At 35.5% G+C, this 18,369-nt stretch carries 14 protein-coding genes; 12 read left to right on the top strand and 2 right to left on the bottom strand.

The window, feature by feature from the left end; translation table 11 throughout:
* Position 1 precedes the first annotated feature (1 nt).
* From ileS to AC25CA_RS13080, 12 genes are all read left to right on the top strand, one after another.
* Positions 2–3,121 carry an isoleucine--tRNA ligase gene (gene ileS, locus AC25CA_RS13135; protein ID WP_486814284.1) on the top strand — a complete coding sequence of 1,040 codons (3,120 nt, stop codon included), beginning with the start codon at positions 2–4 and terminating at the stop codon, positions 3,119–3,121.
* A gap of 1,909 nt (positions 3,122–5,030) precedes the next feature.
* Positions 5,031–6,023, top strand: coding sequence for a hypothetical protein (locus AC25CA_RS13130; protein WP_486814283.1), 993 nt, complete (start codon positions 5,031–5,033; stop codon positions 6,021–6,023).
* 218 nt (positions 6,024–6,241) lie between these two features.
* The gene (locus AC25CA_RS13125) at positions 6,242–7,030 is read left to right on the top strand and encodes a hypothetical protein (RefSeq protein WP_486814282.1); all 789 of its coding nucleotides are present in this window, start codon (positions 6,242–6,244) and stop codon (positions 7,028–7,030) included.
* A gap of 143 nt (positions 7,031–7,173) precedes the next feature.
* Entirely contained in the window at positions 7,174–8,568 is a 1,395-nt protein-coding gene (locus tag AC25CA_RS13120) for a lamin tail domain-containing protein (RefSeq protein WP_486814281.1), read from the top strand.
* Between the two features lie 79 nt (positions 8,569–8,647).
* Positions 8,648–9,964 (top strand): AAA family ATPase, encoded by a 1,317-nt coding sequence (locus AC25CA_RS13115; RefSeq protein ID WP_486814280.1) that lies wholly within the window; start codon positions 8,648–8,650, stop codon positions 9,962–9,964.
* A complete protein-coding gene (locus AC25CA_RS13110; protein WP_486814279.1) occupies positions 9,965–10,492 on the top strand; it encodes a hypothetical protein in 528 nt (175 codons plus the stop codon). It abuts the gene before it with no gap.
* Positions 10,493–11,013: 521 nt separating this feature from the next.
* Positions 11,014–11,868: a hypothetical protein gene (locus tag AC25CA_RS13105; RefSeq protein WP_486814278.1), complete on the top strand. Its 855-nt coding sequence runs from the start codon at positions 11,014–11,016 to the stop codon at positions 11,866–11,868.
* 599 nt (positions 11,869–12,467) lie between these two features.
* Complete coding sequence (locus AC25CA_RS13100; RefSeq protein WP_486814277.1) at positions 12,468–12,833, top strand: transposase; 366 nt, start codon at positions 12,468–12,470, stop codon at positions 12,831–12,833.
* A 582-nt stretch (positions 12,834–13,415) separates the two neighbouring features.
* Positions 13,416–14,402 (top strand): hypothetical protein, encoded by a 987-nt coding sequence (locus AC25CA_RS13095; RefSeq protein ID WP_486814276.1) that lies wholly within the window; start codon positions 13,416–13,418, stop codon positions 14,400–14,402.
* On the top strand, positions 14,395–15,042 hold the full coding sequence (locus tag AC25CA_RS13090) for a hypothetical protein (protein WP_486814275.1): 648 nt from the start codon (positions 14,395–14,397) through the stop codon (positions 15,040–15,042). The genes AC25CA_RS13095 and AC25CA_RS13090 overlap by 8 nt, the downstream gene beginning before the upstream one ends.
* Position 15,043: 1 nt before the next feature.
* Positions 15,044–15,745: a hypothetical protein gene (locus AC25CA_RS13085; RefSeq protein WP_486814274.1), complete on the top strand. Its 702-nt coding sequence runs from the start codon at positions 15,044–15,046 to the stop codon at positions 15,743–15,745.
* 596 nt (positions 15,746–16,341) lie between these two features.
* Complete coding sequence (locus AC25CA_RS13080) at positions 16,342–16,479, top strand: GMP synthase (glutamine-hydrolyzing) (RefSeq protein WP_486814273.1); 138 nt, start codon at positions 16,342–16,344, stop codon at positions 16,477–16,479.
* Between the two features lie 112 nt (positions 16,480–16,591).
* Here AC25CA_RS13080 and AC25CA_RS13075 read toward each other — a convergent pair whose 3' ends face one another.
* Together AC25CA_RS13075 and AC25CA_RS13070 are read right to left on the bottom strand one after the other, a co-directional pair.
* Positions 16,592–17,659 (bottom strand): site-specific integrase, encoded by a 1,068-nt coding sequence (locus tag AC25CA_RS13075; RefSeq protein ID WP_486814272.1) that lies wholly within the window; start codon positions 17,657–17,659, stop codon positions 16,592–16,594.
* 68 nt (positions 17,660–17,727) lie between these two features.
* Positions 17,728–18,252 carry an ImmA/IrrE family metallo-endopeptidase gene (locus tag AC25CA_RS13070; RefSeq protein WP_486814271.1) on the bottom strand — a complete coding sequence of 175 codons (525 nt, stop codon included), beginning with the start codon at positions 18,250–18,252 and terminating at the stop codon, positions 17,728–17,730.
* Between the last annotated feature and the right edge of the window lie 117 nt (positions 18,253–18,369).

Here is an 18,369-nt window from a genome sequence, read left to right as displayed (position 1 = left end):
AATGGCTAAATTTGAAGCATTGTCTAAATTGCCGGTGAAGGAAAAAGAAGCCCAAATCCGAGCGAATTGGGAAGCAATGGATTTATTAAAGCAGAGTATTGAAACCCGTGAGGGAAAAGAACAATTTGTATTTTATGAGGGTCCGCCGACAGCGAACGGACATCCAGGCATTCACCATGTAATTGCCAGAAGTTTAAAGGATGGCGTTTGTCGATTTAAGACCATGCAGGGATATCAAGTGAAGCGAAAAGCTGGTTGGGATACTCACGGTCTGCCGGTTGAAATCGAAGTGGAAAAAAACTTGGGATTGAATGACAAGACCGAGATTGAAGCCTATGGCATCCATAATTTCAATGAGCAGTGTAAAACGTCTGTCTTCAAATATGAAGGTGAATGGCGAGAGATGACCAAGCAGATGGCTTATTTGATCGATCTTGATAATCCGTATGTCACATTGGAAAATGACTACATTGAAACGGAATGGTGGATTTTAAACAAGTTCTTTAAAGAAGGATATATCTACGAAGGACATAAGATTCAACCTTATTGCCCACGTTGCGGCACGGGTTTGGCTTCCCATGAAGTTGCACAAGGGTATGAAGAGATTACATCTCAAACCGTTGTTGTAAAAATGAAGCGCACGGATACCAAAGCAGACAATGAGTACTTCTTGGTATGGACAACAACGCCTTGGACATTGGCTGCCAATGTGGCGATCGCTGTGAATCCAAAGGAAACTTATTTGAAGGTTCTTGCTAAGGAAGCGAATGAAGTCTACTATGTTGGAAAAGCTTTGGTAGATCAAGTTGTAGAGGGCGAGTATGAAGTCCTTGAAACGCTTTCAGGTACGGATCTTGAGTATATGGAATACGAACAATTGATGCCATTCGTTAAAGCGGATAAAAAAGCATTTTATGTTACCCTTGCCGACTATGTTACTATGTCTGATGGTACTGGATTGGTTCATATCGCGCCTGCATTTGGCGAGGATGATTATCAAGTCGGAAAAGCTTACAAATTGCCGGTTCTTCAACCAGTTGATGATAAGGGCAAGTATACGACTACGCCGTGGGAAGGTCGTTCTGTGACTGACGATGATTTGGCGATTGAGATTGTCAAGTACTTGGCTTCGAAAAATCAATTATTCAAGCGTAAGAAGATGAAACATAATTATCCGCATTGCTGGAGATGTAAAACACCTTTGTTGTACTACGCAAAACCAAGCTGGTACATCGAGATGACAAAATTAAAAGATCAATTAATCGAAAACAACAATGGGGTAGAATGGTATCCAGGCTATGTTGGTGAGAAGCGATTTGGAAACTGGCTGGAAAACCTGAATGACTGGGCGATTTCAAGAAGCCGTTACTGGGGTACACCATTGAATGTTTGGCGTTGTGATTCTTGTGATCATACCGATAGTGTAGGGTCCCGTAAAGAATTGGCAGAACGTGCCATTGAAGACATCGATGACTCCATTGAATTGCACCGTCCCTACGTGGATGACGTGCATATCACTTGTGAGAAGTGCGGCAGCCGTATGACAAGAGTCAAAGAAGTAATTGACTGCTGGTTTGATTCTGGTGCAATGCCGTTTGCTCAGCTTCACTACCCATTTGAAAACAAGGACACCTTTGAGCAAAACTTCCCAGCAGACTTTATCTGTGAGGGGATTGATCAAACCCGTGGGTGGTTCTATTCACTGTTGGCAATCTCAACTTTTGTAACAGGCAAATCACCATACAAGCGCGTCTTGGTCAACGACTTGATTCTTGATAAAGATGGTAAGAAAATGAGTAAGTCCAAAGGTAATGCCGTTGATCCCTTTAAAATGTTTGAACAATACGGCGCAGATGCTTTGCGATGGTACTTATTGTATGTATCACCTGCATGGACACCAACCAAGTTTGATGAAAGTGGTTTGAAGGAAGTGTTAAGCAAGTTCTTCAATACTACACAGAATGTATATAACTTCTTTACACTGTACGCCAACACAGACGACGTGGATCCAAAAGACTTCTTTGTTCCTGTGGAAGAACGTCCTGAATTGGATCGTTGGATTCTTTCTAAATTCCAACGCGTGTTGAAAGAGGTATTGGCAGCAATGGATGGCTACGACATGAACAAGGTTGTTCGTCGTATTCAAGACTTTGTCAATGAAGATCTATCTAACTGGTATATCAGACGTTCTCGTCGCCGCTTCTGGGGTGGTGAATTGAATCTTGATAAGAAGGCCGTATACAATACGACTTATGAAGTATTAGAAGGATTAGCACGAATGATCGCACCTTTTGCTCCGTACTTGGCAGAAGAAATGTATCAAAAATTAACGGGAGAAAAATCGGTTCATCTTGCCATGTACCCAGAGCTGAAACCGGAGTTGATGGATGATCGTGTAGAAGAGCGAATGGATTTGGTTCGAACTTTAGTTACATTGGGCCGTGCATCTCGTGAAGAAGCGAAAATCAAGGTTCGCCAACCGATCAACAAAGTTATGGTAGATGGTAACTACCAAGCATTGATTGGTGATTTGGTTCCATTGATTCAGGAAGAATTGAATGTGAAGAATGTTGTTTTCGAGCGGGACTTGCAAAGCTTTATGAATTTCACAATCAAGCCAAACTTCCGAGCTGTTGGTCCGAAATTGGGCAAGAAAATGGGCTTGTTCGGAAAAGCATTGGCAGGTCTTGACGGAAGCCTTTATGCACCGAAGTTTGAAGTAGGGGAGTCGGTTACTGTGGATCTTGCAGGAGAAGAGTTTGTTGCGACAGCTGATGATGTTCAGGTAACCATTCAAGCCAAGGATGGCTTTAATGTTGCTATGGAAGAGAATCAGTTCTTGATCCTGGATACGGTTCTTACCGATGAGTTGGTTCAAGAAGGGTATGCGCGAGAATTGGTTTCCAAGGTGCAAAACCTGAGAAAGACCAGCGGATTTGAGGTTGTGGATCAGATTCGAATTTATTTTGAAGGTAGTGAAGAGATTCAAGCAGCTGTTGAGACGTTTGGGGCGTATATTAAAAAAGAAACCCTGGCGGTTTCCATTGAAGCAAAAGCTGGTTTGGAAGAAAAACAGAATTTGAACGGCCATGAGACAGGTCTTGCTGTTGAAAGGGTTTAAAATACGTTAAAAGAAAAGTATTAGGGCAAAATGAAAGTCCGCATTCTATCTATTATATAGGATGCGGACTTTACTCGTTTTTAATTGTATTCACATTTCCTCCTTGGTGTTCTTCCTGTTGATCGACAGGCATTTAGTATTCTCACTCAATGATCACAAATAGCCTTGATCCGTTTATCAGCTCAGCCGTTCTTCAGGAGAATTATGGATGTTCGGTTAAACGTTTTTGGTGGAATCATCTCCCTTCCATGGATGTCTAGCATCCTTGTACTTGTAATATACCACTTTATATTCATTCTAATCAGAATACTAGATATTGTGGAAAAGTTTTTTTTATACACAAAGGACGCTATCCGATAACATATTATAAATCGTGGACAACGCCCCTCATGCTTTGATTTCACTTGAAGTTTTTGGTGGACTCCCCTCCTTTTAATTCTTTTCTCAGGCTGATCTACCTCATTTGCGAATTTGGATGGTTCATTTTCAATGTTCATGTTTCGTGTTACATTTGCATGTTTCATGGATCGCTTACATGTTTCGTGGTTCACTTGCATGTTTCGTGTTACCTGGCATGTTACATGGTTCACTTGCATGTTCGTGTTACCTGGCATGTTACATGGTTCATTAGCATGTTTCGTTGTTCACGTACATGTTTCATGGATCATTAGCATGTTTCGCGGTTCACTTGCATGTTACATGGATCATTTACATGTTTCACGGTTCACTTGCATGTTTCGTGGATCACTTGCATGTTTCGCAGTTCACTTGCATGTTTCATTTGCTACTAACATGTTTCATTTTCTAAATCTTGGTTCTGTTCCAAATTCATGGGGTCATCGATCAGTCGCAGGCCATCTCATGAATTTCAATTTCCCTTTTCGTACAGTTGACATCTCAACTGATTCGAAGTAAAAACCGATTTGCATTCAATCGACAGTCGGTTGTTCCGGATAACTGGAACCACCTCAGGCTTCTGAGATCAAAAGCTATCTACTCAGCTTTTAGCTAAGTGATATACCATTTGATAACTCAATTACCACTCGGTAATTTAACTATCATTTGGTACTATATAAATACCACGTGTTCAACTAATTAAACAAGGAATTTAAGTTGTTTATAATTCTTTCATATCCTTTGGGTATATGAGATAGCAGAATGGAAAAAGAATGTAAATATGCTTATAATTTCATGGTGTATAAATGTAATTTTAGTTATTTGGGAAGAAGTATTTTTGATTGGATGATCGCTTGGCAACACTTAGAGTTGAAAGCGGTGAAGTGCTATTGATGGAGCTAACGTTCTCAACCAGAAAAGTATCACAGGGTGGCAAATTGACTAGATTTTTGTATCTATGAGTCTCTTTTCGAATATGATAGGTGCGGAGATCCACAATGATGTGGTGGGTTCCGACAATTGTCCGATAGCAGTGGACATGAATGTGGTGGTGTCAGGAGTATTCCTTGGAGTTCTTCTGGTACTTACCTACATGGGGCAGATTGGAGTAGTGAAGAAGATCCTGTTTTCATTGGGGATCGAGGCGTAGCAGATCTATGGATCTGGAACTGGCAAGATGAAATACAATTATGTGCTTGGAAAGGATTTCTCGATGATTCCGAGTGTGGTGAAGCTATATGTTACTGAGCAGACGATAACTGAGATGCTGGAAGCTGCAGTAGAGCAGTTGTAGCTTTTTCTTTCAGAGCTAGCAAGAGAGTAGCCGTGACCTTAGGGCTACTCTCTTGCGGCGATATAAGTGGCATTTCAATAATAAGGATATACATAGTATGCTCATTAATTTACGAGATTTCAAGAAAATATTGCAAAGTGATATTGTAAATGATACTCTTTTGACTTTATCATAGAAAAAAGTTTCTATAAGGCGTATTATGTTTATAGAGGTGATAAAATGGTGATTGAAACAAAAGAAATGAATAAGTTTAGAAAACAAAATAATATTAGAATGTTTATATCCACGAGTTTTTCATTGCCAACCTATTTACGTATTTGTCAAGGTCATTATTTTTATGAGGTTTCAGCTAATATTTTTCATTATTTAAGCCATAGAAATAGGAAAGTGATGGTTTCGATTAAAGATGATTGGGTTAAAGACCAATTAATCTCCGTTAGGCATTCAACTGTTTCGGTTAATATTAGTGCGAACCCTCCTATATTCGAATTTCTTAATTCTAGTTTAATAATTAATGTGGAAGTATTTGCGGATGAATATAGCGAAATTGATAAAAGTTTTATTGAGCATGGAAGAGATTTTGCGACGGATTTTATTCAAGCTAACTTAGAGTATTTTTTCTTTAAATATAATATAAGTACTTGTGGTGAGCATGCCGTTATACCTACTTATTATGATTGCAGTACAATTAACACTGTGGTCTATTATGACATATTTGGACAGATACAAAATGGGAGAATGTATATTTCTCCTAATGTAGATGGTTATCAAAAAATCCCTGATAATAATGTGTTCATTGAAGAGCTTAAAGATCAGAATTTTAATGTAGGCAGGTATTTCTATAGCGAATCGAAATATGCTCATAAAATTGGCGATCATTTCAAGAGTATTGTTTATTCTGCAATTGTTATTGAAACTTTGGTTACCGATATAATTGAAAGTAATGTTTTAGACCCAGATGTATATGTAAAAAAGAAAAATGGCAATTATTACGGAATGTATAAAAAACTTAATAAATTAATATCGAATGGTTATATACATCCAAATGTTGAAAGAACGGTATTTGTTGATGCCATCACTGAGTTGCTTGATAATAGGCATGATATTATGCATGGAAATCTTAATGGGTTACTGAATATGAGTGAAGTTGCAGACATTAATATTCGAAAATTAGATTTGGTTTATTCTGATCTGCTTGAAGGCATTACATAAGGTAATCCAGCATTGACATAAAAGTGTTGTGATTTACATGAAGCGTACTAAAAATGTACTAAAAAAACCATGTAGCCGAAGATCAAGACTGAAAATTGGGGGAATAGAGCCATGAAATGCACTGAAATCAACTGATTGTGATGGTGAATAATGCAGTTTGATAAATTGGCTATAAGAATTTATAGAATTAAAATCGAACATTAATTAAGGGGTATAGCATGAGAAATAGAGATTCTAGATTAATTGAAAGTGTTTTTTTGAGTGGAGAACTTCAATATGGTGGATCAATCGAATATGAAGAGATTATGAAGTGTATAGAGGATTGTAAGGATGATCCAGAGAACATAAAAATTTACCCTTATGATTGCCCAGATTTAGTGATTGAATTGCCAAATATGATTTTGGCTATTGAACATTTTATAATTGATCAATCGAAGCTAACGAGAAAAGGATCTCAATTTAAATGTAAATACAATATGAACTATTACAATAAAAAGCATCAAAAGGCTAAAAAAATGATTAATAAAAAAAATTCTGTATCGTCAACCTTTGAGATTGTTTCAACACCGTTTAAATATGAGTATTTTATGGAGAACTTTCGAGAAATTTTTGATGATCACTATTCAAAAGTGGATTCATATAAAGAAAGAATTCGAATTGAATTTGATGAGAAGTCAAAACCAATTTATACGATTTTCTTTATAGAATGTGATATAAAGATTCCAAGTCATTTTCAGGAAGGTTCAAGAGTAGAATGGATACTACCACAAAAAGACATTGAGTTTTTTTCGTACTTAGAAGATAAAACGGCAATTAATGGTGTGTTGGTCTACTGGAATAGTAATGGATGGACCAAGGAAATCAAACAGTATTGTTCAATTGAAGCTATACGACAGGGGTGTTATCGAGTTAATAACAAGGATATTTTTGACTTGAGTGGACGAAATATTATTGATAGTGAACACCCTGCTTCTCATTCGATTAGAGTTGAAAGTAAAGAGGATTGAGTTAATTAAATAGGGAGAGGTGGAACTAAAAATTAGAAAGACGAAATATATAACTAGGAATCCAAAAATATCCTTATAAACTAAAAAAAGGTAATGCTTTGTAGTATAATGTGTAATAGATTACGTTTATAAGGAGAATGAAGATGCTTGTAAAACTATTGAAAATTCTTGCGTGGATTATTGTTTTCCCATTTATGCTGACATATTGGGGATGGAAGAGGAAAAAAAAGCTTGTTATGGTGCTGGGAGCTATACTATCAGTTCTATTTATCACGATTGCTTCGATTGATACGGGCAGTGCTGGTGTTAATGCGGGACAGAATATGCGAGAGTTGCAGCAAGGTGAGGCGGTGTCAGATTCGAGAGAAGTTCCATTAGAGGATAGTGGTGAAGAAAACCTATCAGAAGTAGAGGAAATTGTGGAATCACAAAGCTCGGAGGATAATGATTTAACGGGTGAGCCTGAAGTGGTTTCTGCTTCAATGGAGTCAGCAGAATCACAAGCAATTGATAAAGCTAGAGATAGTCCGGAAACCAATAATTCGGATAATAATTCGTTAGCGGATGGAGCGAATACGGAGATTATTGAGGGCTCCAAAGAGCAATCAAAGAGTGGATTATTTGATGGGTATCGACTTATTGAGGTGGATGGTCGAGATTTATCTGGTCATCGTGAATCTAATGTGGTTGTAGATATTGGCTTTGGGGATCGTGAATATTATGCATTTACTAATGAATTCGGGCAATTGGTAAAAGTTGTTGCAGAGGAAATTATTTTGCAGGATGATGCGACTGAACCAGTTTTGAGTACGGGTAGGTATTTTTCAGATGAGGCAAAAGTCCCGGGGGTCGAAAGTCCAGTGCTAGATGAGGGTCATGTGATTGCTGACTCGTTGGGTGGTGTTTCAAATGCTTACAACATTACACCCCAAGACAGCACACTTAATCGACATGGTGATCAAGCTTATATGGAGGATCAAATTCGTAAGGCTGGGGGTTGTACTGATTTTGTTGCTATTATTACTTATCAAGATGCGGAAACGCAGATACCGAGTCACTATAGTTACAAGTACACTTTAAAAGGGAATGTGATCGAAGATGATTTTGATAATGTGAATCCAGATGAAATTAATGCGCCTGTAATAGAAAAAGAAATGGCTAGTGATTCTACGGCTTCGGAAGAAACTACAACTATTTTAGAGACAGATAATGAAGCTGCGGATGATTCTAAAGAGATAAGCTCAATCAGAATTAAAGCCCTGGACAAAGTAAACGAATATATTATCATTGAAAACACAGGAGATTCTGATATAGATCTTGCGGGTTGGAAGATTCTTTCTGTCCTTGGATCACAGGAATATGAGTTCGCAAAATTTATACTGAATGCAAATTCTCAAGTGATGATTGGTGGATATAAATCTATTAATAAAGTTGATATGGTTTGGGAAGATGGACGTGGGATCTGGAACAATAATAAATCTGACCCGGCAGAACTCTATGATAGTATGGGAACGTTTATTAGCTGCTATGATGATTGAGCGATGATGAATATTTGGTAGAATTTCATTATTTTAACTAATATGTATTTTAGGTTAGTATAATCAAGGAGAGTTGAAAATGATATCGAATATTAGATATAAAAATTTTAAAGCATTTTCCGAATTGAATATTGATTTGGCACCAATAACTCTATTTTTAGGTCCTAATAATTCTGGCAAATCCTCCATTTTGAGTGGTATTAGAATCCTTAACCAAACGCTGAATAGTACGGATCCTAATGTATCTATGTTGCTACGAGGAAAGAATGGTGATTTTGGCACGTATAAAGATATAGTGTTTGGTAATTCTACAAAGCGCCATATGGAAATCGGGATATCCGTTATGCCAAAAAAACCAATATACAAAATTGATCTTGACCTGAAATATAAATATCGACCTAAAAGACAAGAAATTATTGCTAAGAATATATACTTTAAAGATAACAGGCAATGCATGTCAATGAGTTATTCTGAGGATAGTGATAAATTTTTATTGGATGTGATTTCAAATGTTGAAGTTCCAGCAAGTATTAAAGCAACAGTTAGTAAGGGTTTATTAGTTGATAATTTTATTCCGGTTTTCCGTTCAAGACGTTATTACGGTGATGACGAGATTACTCAAACCCAACGGTTTCTTGATGAACTGAACATGAAGAAACTTATGTTTTTAAACAGGCATAGCGAAAATATGCGGCAGGAATTACGAAATATTGAATATATTGGTGCGATGCGTATCCCCCCACAAAGAACGTTTATGTATACTGGTGAGAACAGAAAATTTGTGGGTAGTAGTGGTGAGCATTCTGTAAATATATTAGCTATGGATACGCTACGAAAAGGCAATAAATCCAAAAGTATCAAGCATAAGGTTGAACAGTGGCTTAATGCTGCTGATATTGCATCAGAATTGGTGATACATAGAATTTCTGATAGACATTTTGAATTAAAAATTAGGAATAAAGAAACTGGTGAGCTAGAAAATTATGCGGATGTAGGGTACGGTAATAGTCAAATATTACCTGTTTTAGTTGCTGGATATAATCTTGATGAAGGGAAAGCAATTATTATTGAGGAACCTGAGATTCATTTACATCCGAAAGCACAATTCTGTATAGGAGATTATTTGAAAGACTTATATAACCAGGGGGTACAGTCGTTAGTTGAAACTCATAGTGAACATTTAATTATTAGAATGCAACAATTGATTGCTGCAAAAGAATTAGCACCGGAGGATGTTGCAATATATTATATTTGGCCTGAGGGCACAACTAAACACATCAAAAGAATTAATATGGATTTGCAGGGTCAATTCATTAATGAGTGGCCTAGAGGATTTTTCCCAGAACGGTATAAAGCAGCTAAAGATCTTTCTAGAATAAGATATGGGGTACTTTAAATGAATGTTATCATAGATGCTAATATATTTAAGGGATATTGCCGAGAGAGTATTATTGGGCTTGAGCATAAACTTACTAGCTCTCCAAGTTATCTTTTCCAAGAGGAAGAGTATGTTATGTATATAGATGATGGGGATCAAATGCAGTACGAATATAAAGCGGTCGACAATCCTCAAGTTGTTGAAGAGATGATAATTGAATTATTGAATTCGGGGAAAATGCGACTAACAAAAACTAAAATTGATCCGGATTTTGAAAGAATACTTCGATCAAAAGGTTTTGATATGAATTCTAGAGATAAATGGTATATTCGTGCTGCGCTTGTTGCAAAAGAAAAATCAGACACTAGAACAATTTATTTAATAACTGAGGATATTGATTTTTTTGATCCTCGAAAAAAAAATTGCAGTTCTAAGACCAGGAATATAACAATTAGGAATAAAAGGTCACCTGTGGCTCATGAACTGATTGACCGAAAGAAGATAAAACCAATTTGTGTAGAAAATCATGTTCGACAGGCTTATTGATTAATTTTCAGCGTAAAAGTATTACTTAAATTCAAAAATGGTTTTATAAGAGTGGGAGAACAAATCATGTGTTATTATACATTTAAATGTTTAGGTCGTTAAATATGATTTGAGACAAAAGAAGGATAATTGCTTTCACAATATACGTTCACATCAATTGTTTTATTTGATTTGAGAGTGAACGAAAGCCGCATAAATACATGTTCGAAGTTAGTAATTTTCCATTACCGACACAGTATGCATGTTGAGATTGTAGTAAGGAGGTCAAGATAATAAATAAGTGTGCTCAAAATGGCTTGAAATAAGCTTTTCTGGGTTTTTGATGATAAATATTTTAGTTAGAAAAACAAAAATTTAATGCTCTGCGGGAATTAGTCCAAGAGGGGATTAAAGACCCGTATAGAGCGGATTAGATGTCGGTGCTTGGCGAGTGGTCAGTATAATTACTTTACAAGTTGTTGGAACAATAGGCTAACTATCGTAGATAGAATATGTCAGACAAATATAGTGAGAGGTGTTATATGGGAGATTGGGAAAAACCTAATACTTTTTCTGGTGCCTTTAGATTAACGAGTTCTAAATATGCTAAATCTTTTATAAAGAGAGGATCGATCAAATTCAACACCCCCCAATCGTGGATTGATTACTCCAAACAACATGGGGATGGGCGAGGAGATGGATATGAGGGAACTCTGGCATTCTGTGATAGTTTAGATGTTAAAAGCATATCTGAAATAATTCAAAAATACGAGTCTATCTGCATCCTAAATACGAATGCCAGACCATTACATAAGGAAATTTGCAAGAGAAGACTGTTATTGAAAGACAAACGAAGTTTAAACTTGCCATGCTTTTGTGTGTACATTATGAAGCACAGCTTGTTCCCCTGTCCCGATAGTGCAGGGAAACACAGGATACCCGCTGAGATACCAGCATCATATTTTAGAGATTTTTCAGATAATTATTCGCCGGAAGATATTGATAAGTTACCGTTAGAAGATCAGCCTGTATTAATAATAATTCGGGACTTTGAGGAATTTAAAAATAGACTATATAAAGCATTAAGAGAAGTAGGTTTGGAAGATTCTGAAATAATAATTGAGGGTGTTTCATATTTTGATTTTGAGGCATACGGTTCCGATGGCTGGATGGATTTTTGTCAAATATATCCTAAAGAATTGCTGGTAAAAAGCATCCGCTTTGAAGAGCAAAGTGAAGCACGAGTTATCATTAAAACTAACAAAAAGGAAGTTGTTGAACGTCTAGACAGTGCTCCAATAGAATTAGGTTGCTTGAAGGATATAGCACAAGTTCATTATGGTTACTTGCACAAAGGTATGCGTGTCGAAGCGACTGTAAATATTGATGAAGTATAGATGTGAATTTTATATAACGTAGCATTATTGAAAACAAGCAAGGCACACTACATTTATTTTCGTAGAGTGCCTTGTCTGTTTTTTTCTGTTATTCTTCAATATTAACTGTTAATCCATTAATGATTTGGGCTGTTTCTGCACGGTACGCTTGGCGTATTAAAAACGTACTAAAAAATTATGAAGTCCATAAATCGGGCATGAAAACTAGTGAAATAGAGCCATGAAATATAGTAAAATCAACTGATTATGATAAAAAAAATTCTGTTTGATAAACTGGCAATAGCAAGGAAGGCTTGATACTAGAATGATACTAAGAATTCATGATGCGGCAAATCAAGGAGAAAAAATATGTGGAATTGAGCTATGAGATGAACTGAAAGCTACTTTATGTGGTGTAATGAAAAATGAAGAGATTGAATGGGAATAGTAAACTTAAATCGTCAAATCCTTGTAAATAAAGGGTTTGGCGTTTTTTTAATATTTGGCTGATATTGAATTGATATTAAAGGGAACTTGGTAGAGATAAATTCCGTATAATGGTATAAATTTAATAAATATAAAAATGAGCCACTTGGGTTTAACCTCGTATAAACAGAATTGTGAGAAACCATCAACCCGAGGGGAAAATACCAAATGACGATGAAATACTTGAAACCTATGCAGATACTGCACCAAAAGCAATGGCTGTATTGGAGAAAGGCTTTGACAATGCGATGGTTGTGATCAACCTTCTAATGAAATATCGCAAACATATTCGAACCAGCAATAGGATTGAAAGAATGAACCAAGAGAGTTGCTGTAGAGAGCGAGTAATTCGGATCTTTCCGAATGAAGCATGCCTTCTCCGTTTGAACGAAGCACTCCTGATTGAGCAAGATGAGAAATGGTCATCCGGCAAGAAGTACCTCTCGATGGAGGAGTACTACCAGTTCCGATCCACTCATCGAATCACTGCTGTTGCCTAATTGAATAGCCGAGGGAAAGTACACACTTTATCGGACTTGACTGGTTGGAAGAGTCTATTTTAAAGTTATGAAGCTAAACAATTAAACCAACGAATTCAAATTTATCAGGATTGAATTAGTATTAAATCACTCGAGATATATGAAATGTGGTCACTACTAATACAATCAATACAGTGGTATAACGTGTTATATTATATCTATTGTATTTGGAGATAATTGGGAGTAAAATAGGTGTGATTAATAAAATTAGACAGATTAAGTCAAAGACATAATTTTAAAGTTAAATGCTAAAATATTATAAACAAATTTTATTCATTTTGTGTTGTAGTAGTTTATTATTCTTGTGTGATTTTATTTTTTGTATTTGATTGCTCAAACAAACAATTATTTGTATAGAATACTGATATAGAAATTGAAGAGTTCTCTTACAGGTTCAAATTAGCTCAATGTTGTGATTCACCAAATTATTAAATAGTAATACAAATATAAACTTAGAAGGTGCATATAATCGAATTTCAAGGAAAACTAAAATCCTTTTATTATAAAAGCTTTGCTTATGTTGTTGTAATGATAATTATATTCGTGTTAGCAATTAGTTTATTGTTAATTCTTAATAATCAGAACGAAGCTGATATTGAAGAACAGAAGAATTCACAATGGTACCATGATCAAAATCAAAAAAACTATGGGAATACTATTATAGATGAGGATACGAGTAATAGTAGTATATCTAATAATGATGAAAATACTATATTTAAGGATACTGATCAAAATATTACAGTTGATCTGTTTGAAGATAACTTTGAAACTTCCGAATTAAATATGAATACTTCTTTAGATCAAATGAATGATATTATTATACGAATTAATCAGAGGATTGCCGATAATATTTATCTGTCCAATTCAGAGAATAAGATAGATACTTTAATTAAAATAGATAATGATTGTGTGAAGATACTATCAGATTTTACAGTTGAGAGTTTAATTGAAGGTCGTATGAGAATTAATGCTACTATAGGGGATTATTTTACTAGTGATATTAAGAAATATGAATACTATACGATTGCACGAACTCAAGCTGATATCTTATATACAATAGTAGAGGATGATACAAAGGAGCTTTGGAAATACTATTTTGCACAGTATACTTATGAGCTTGCAAATACTAATGTAAGTAATTCAGAAGAATTATATTTAGAGAGTATAGAGGATTTTAATAACTATATTCAGTCACATCCTTACTGGTCTAGGCATTATATAATATCATCGTATAGGCATTTATACTCTATAACAGAAGATGAAGATTATCTTTATGAAGCTTTACCCTATGTTGAATATGAACTAATTGAAAACGAATCACTATCAAAGGATGAGAAATCAAAACTCCTAATACAAGCTTCGGATTTATTCTATTTACTTGGTGAAAAAAAGATGTATAAGGATCATGATAATGCGATGATTAACTTTGAGAAATCAAAAGAGTATATTAATTATTCATTGAAATATGGATATCAAAAATATCAAGAAATTCAAATTACAAAACTGGAGGAAATACTAAGAAATGAATAATTTATCAAATGAGAAGATAAAAGGATTAGTTTATCATGCTGATTTTGAAATAATAGAAAAATTTTATAATAGTGAAAAATTCATATATAAATCCGATATTGAAACTACGTTACCTTATAAAGAGTATGTTATTTCATATGTAGATTTGAAAAATAATTTATCACATATGATAGAGGCAGTACAGTCAGTTGAATTCGATATAGAAAAAAAATTATCTGAATTAAGTGCAAAGACAGCAAGAGTTATTTACAATGATAATAAAAAATGTATGTTTATATTGACGTCTAATATTGATAAATGGCGAGATATTGCAAATCAGTTAAACTTAAAAGAGTATAATTTATTAGATAGTTATACTATTGATAAAATAAAAAAAGGTGATTTAAAAAATATATATGAAATAGAGATTGAATTGGAAGAGGATGATTCTGAATACTTGATAAATTTAAGAGGATTTAGTATTTGGGATTCTTCAGAGGATATGGATTTATTGATTAAGGCTAAAGAGATTGTCAAATACAAGCGAAAATTCGAAAATTATGATATTGAAGTAGGGAATGGCAACTATGTTGAAATCTATAGAGTACTTGGGGAATTTAATTTAAATAAGAGCCTGAGTAAGAGTGTATTTAGGAGGTAACATGGGTGATTCAAATGATTTAATAAAAAAATTTCAAATAGCCCCTGCAATATCTTGGGTTGTAACTGTTATTTTGCCATTAATTCTTGGTTTTTTTACAAATGTAACTATTGGTATAATAGTTTTTGTGTTTGTCTTATTCTGTTCAATTGGAATTACTTACTTATACCAATTAAATTCATTAGTTAACATTATGAGTAATATATACAAGGACATAGTTGTTTTAAAAGAGGGGAACTGCAGTGATAAATGTTCAGTTGTTTTTACACCCAAAATGAAGGAATTAGAGAATTCTATGATGAGAATAGAAAATATTGTAAATAACAAAATTGATATGGTTGATCTTATTAAGCTTGACGATGCAAATGAATCAAGTTATATGATAATAATAAATTCAAAAACAGAAAAAAACTATAGATTATCGCTTAAAGGGAAAAACCTTGATAAACTGAAGATTAGACATATTCGTGATGCGACAGAAGACAAGGTGATTATTATTCGACCTATGTATAATAAAATTAAGGCTGATGATGTTGAACTAGATATTCAATTTAGCGTTAAAGCAGGTACCAATATTTGTAGATTAGTATTTGATGTTGACTCTAACGATTTAACTAGTTTGAACTTTAAGGCTAATTTAACTTGTAAGGAAAAAATTTATATAAAAGATAAAGAAGTAAATATTTTGAAGAAGGCTAATTAATAATGAAGAATGTTGTTTTAAAATAATGAAAAATAATTTTTTTATATTATTTGAGGATGCCATTTTTTTATGTTTAGCATCAATAGCCGCATTATCAAGAAATATATACTACCGAGTAGTCGTAAAATTCTTATGCTCCATCATCCGTTAAAGAGTGAAAAGATCAATATTTTTGTTGATCATTTCAGAAGTCGAGGTGTGTGATAGTACAAAAGTGGTATTATTATATTTAAATCAGTTGTGGAAAGTTGATTTTATAATAATATGGCGGTAGGATTAAAATCTGGAAATGAAAGTTTTCTATTCTTCTAAAATAAGTGGTGGTACGTTGGTAGGAATGATTTTCAAAACTAAATAGGACCACTGAAAATAAGAGTTAGGGCTAACAAACAGAGTTCTAGGCGGTATCGCAGATGAAAAATATATAATGATAAGTGAATCAGATACTATCCTAAAAGAAAAAATAGAAAAGCTGGATTAGAGAAAAATTTGGCAGTACTTCACGATATGTCTTGATATCAGATCAGTTGAATTATGGGATTCGAAAGAACTTACTCTCATAAATTGTTATCAGAGAGGTTACACCTACAGATGGTATGATTTCAGATTGGGTAAGAATTCCTTATGAAGTACCAGATAAAATTAATAATAGAATCGTCAACCAAGTTGACCATGTAAATCGTATCGTGTACGATATTACAACAAAGCCACCTTCAACAATCGAGTGGGAATAGTTAATGATAAACCCGCAACCCTGATGAATACTGGGTTTGCGGGTTTATTTTTTTGCCAAGCGTACTAAAAACGTACTAATAATTTTGTGCACCTCATTTCAGGGGTGTTTTTTTATGTCTCCTCTATCAATTCTTGCAGCTTCGCAGCGACCTCGCCGTGCTTATCTGGGTACAGATGAGAATAGGTCTGAAGGGTGGTTTCGATGTTCTCATGACCAAGCCTTTCACTGATCAGCAAAGGGGAGAAACCCATCTCAATTAGCAAGGAGGCATGGGAGTGTCGCAGGTCATGAATGCGGATCCGCTTCAAATTCATCTCTTTGCATTTGCGTTTCATGACACCGTTCATAGTTGTCCTGGTAATCGGAAAGAGCCGATCGTGCGGCTGGTAGTCATAAAGCACAGTTAAATACTCTTGAACGATATTGCTAACCGCTCGAGGGATGGTGATAGTTCGTTTGCTCTTCGGGGTCTTGGGTTCCAGGATCAAGTCTTGTCCTTCATGCCTAGCGTAGTTCTTGGTTACTGAAACGGTTTGTTCTCGAAAGTCGAAATCATCCAGGGTGAGGGCAAGTGTTTCACCAATGCGCATGCCGGTCCAGAATAGAAGTGTGAATATGGTTTTGTAGATGGGTGAATCCTCAACCGATGTCATGAACTGATCAAATTCATATTTCGTCCAAAAGGCGATTCTTCCGGAATTCTTTTTACCCATGCTGCCGCTGATCCGTGCGGGGTTCGTAGGCAGCTTGTAGTACTTCATAGCAAAGTTGAAGATAGCCGAAAGCTGATTGTTCGTTGTCTTCAGATATGTCATGCTGTAGTTGTTCTCATGATTGAGCAATTTGTTTTGCCATTTTCGAATAGTTGCAGGTTCAATCTCATTGATCCGCATATTCTTGAAGTATGGTAGTACCTTTAGGTTGATTACATACTCCTTGTTTGCATAGGTTGTCGGCTTCAGTCGAGTTTTGCAATCTTCCATGTAGATCTTCACCAGAGCTTCAAAGGTCATGTTCGGATTCGCGTGAGCGGTCTCTAAAAATTTTCTTTCATACGTTTGTGCTTCACGTCTGGTTTTGAATCCTTCTTTTTTCTTCTTTAGTTTCTTTCCGGTCCAGTCCTTGTAGTAAAAGGCAGCGTACCAGGTACCTCGTTTCTTGTTTTTGTATGCAGGCATTCTATCATTCCTTTCGCAATTGACTTCATTATCATTGTTTCAAATTCAGAGCGATAATTTCAGTCCGATCAAGGAATGGCATCGGTAAATGGATCATAGATATAGATGGATGGCAAGGAAGCTAGGCAAAGCTCTCTACCGCTTCTCAAAGTCCAATAAGGAGCGGTGCAAGACATGTAATAGAGTTTGTGATTAATGAGCTCAACGGTGACTTGGAATGCGTCAGCGAGCTCATGGATGCATGCGACCGAACAGTCCTCAACCTTACAGAGGAGTAGTTCAGTCGGGATTAGAAAATCAGCTGCCCATCTTACCGCTTTTGATTCAGTACGATCTCGATGAACACGATCACAATACGTCATGGAAGCAAGGGATGGTGTTTCCCCCGCTGATGTAAAATGATGACCGAGTTCTTCAGCCAGAACACTGCGATACTCAAAACTTCCTTCAGTTAGACTTTGATTGAGTATGATGCTTGACCGATTGTCTGGAGCTAAATAATATGCTCCTTGAATCTTATTTGGTAATGGAGCGAGCATGATCGGGATACTTTGCTCTTGTGCAAGAGCATGTAGCATATCACTTGATATCATATGGATCACCTCGATAAAAGTTATTACTTGAATAATATAACGAACATGTGTTCGTGTCAAATTTTGGGAACTGACTCGCTTTTTTAATGAAGAAATCTGATTGAATATAATGAAAAA

The sequence above is a fragment of the Gottschalkiaceae bacterium SANA genome (assembly GCA_036323355.1).
Taxonomy (GTDB): Bacteria; Bacillota; Clostridia; order Tissierellales; family GPF-1; genus GPF-1.
Note: the sequence above shows the minus strand (reverse complement) of the source record. Positions and strands in the feature narration are given on the sequence as shown.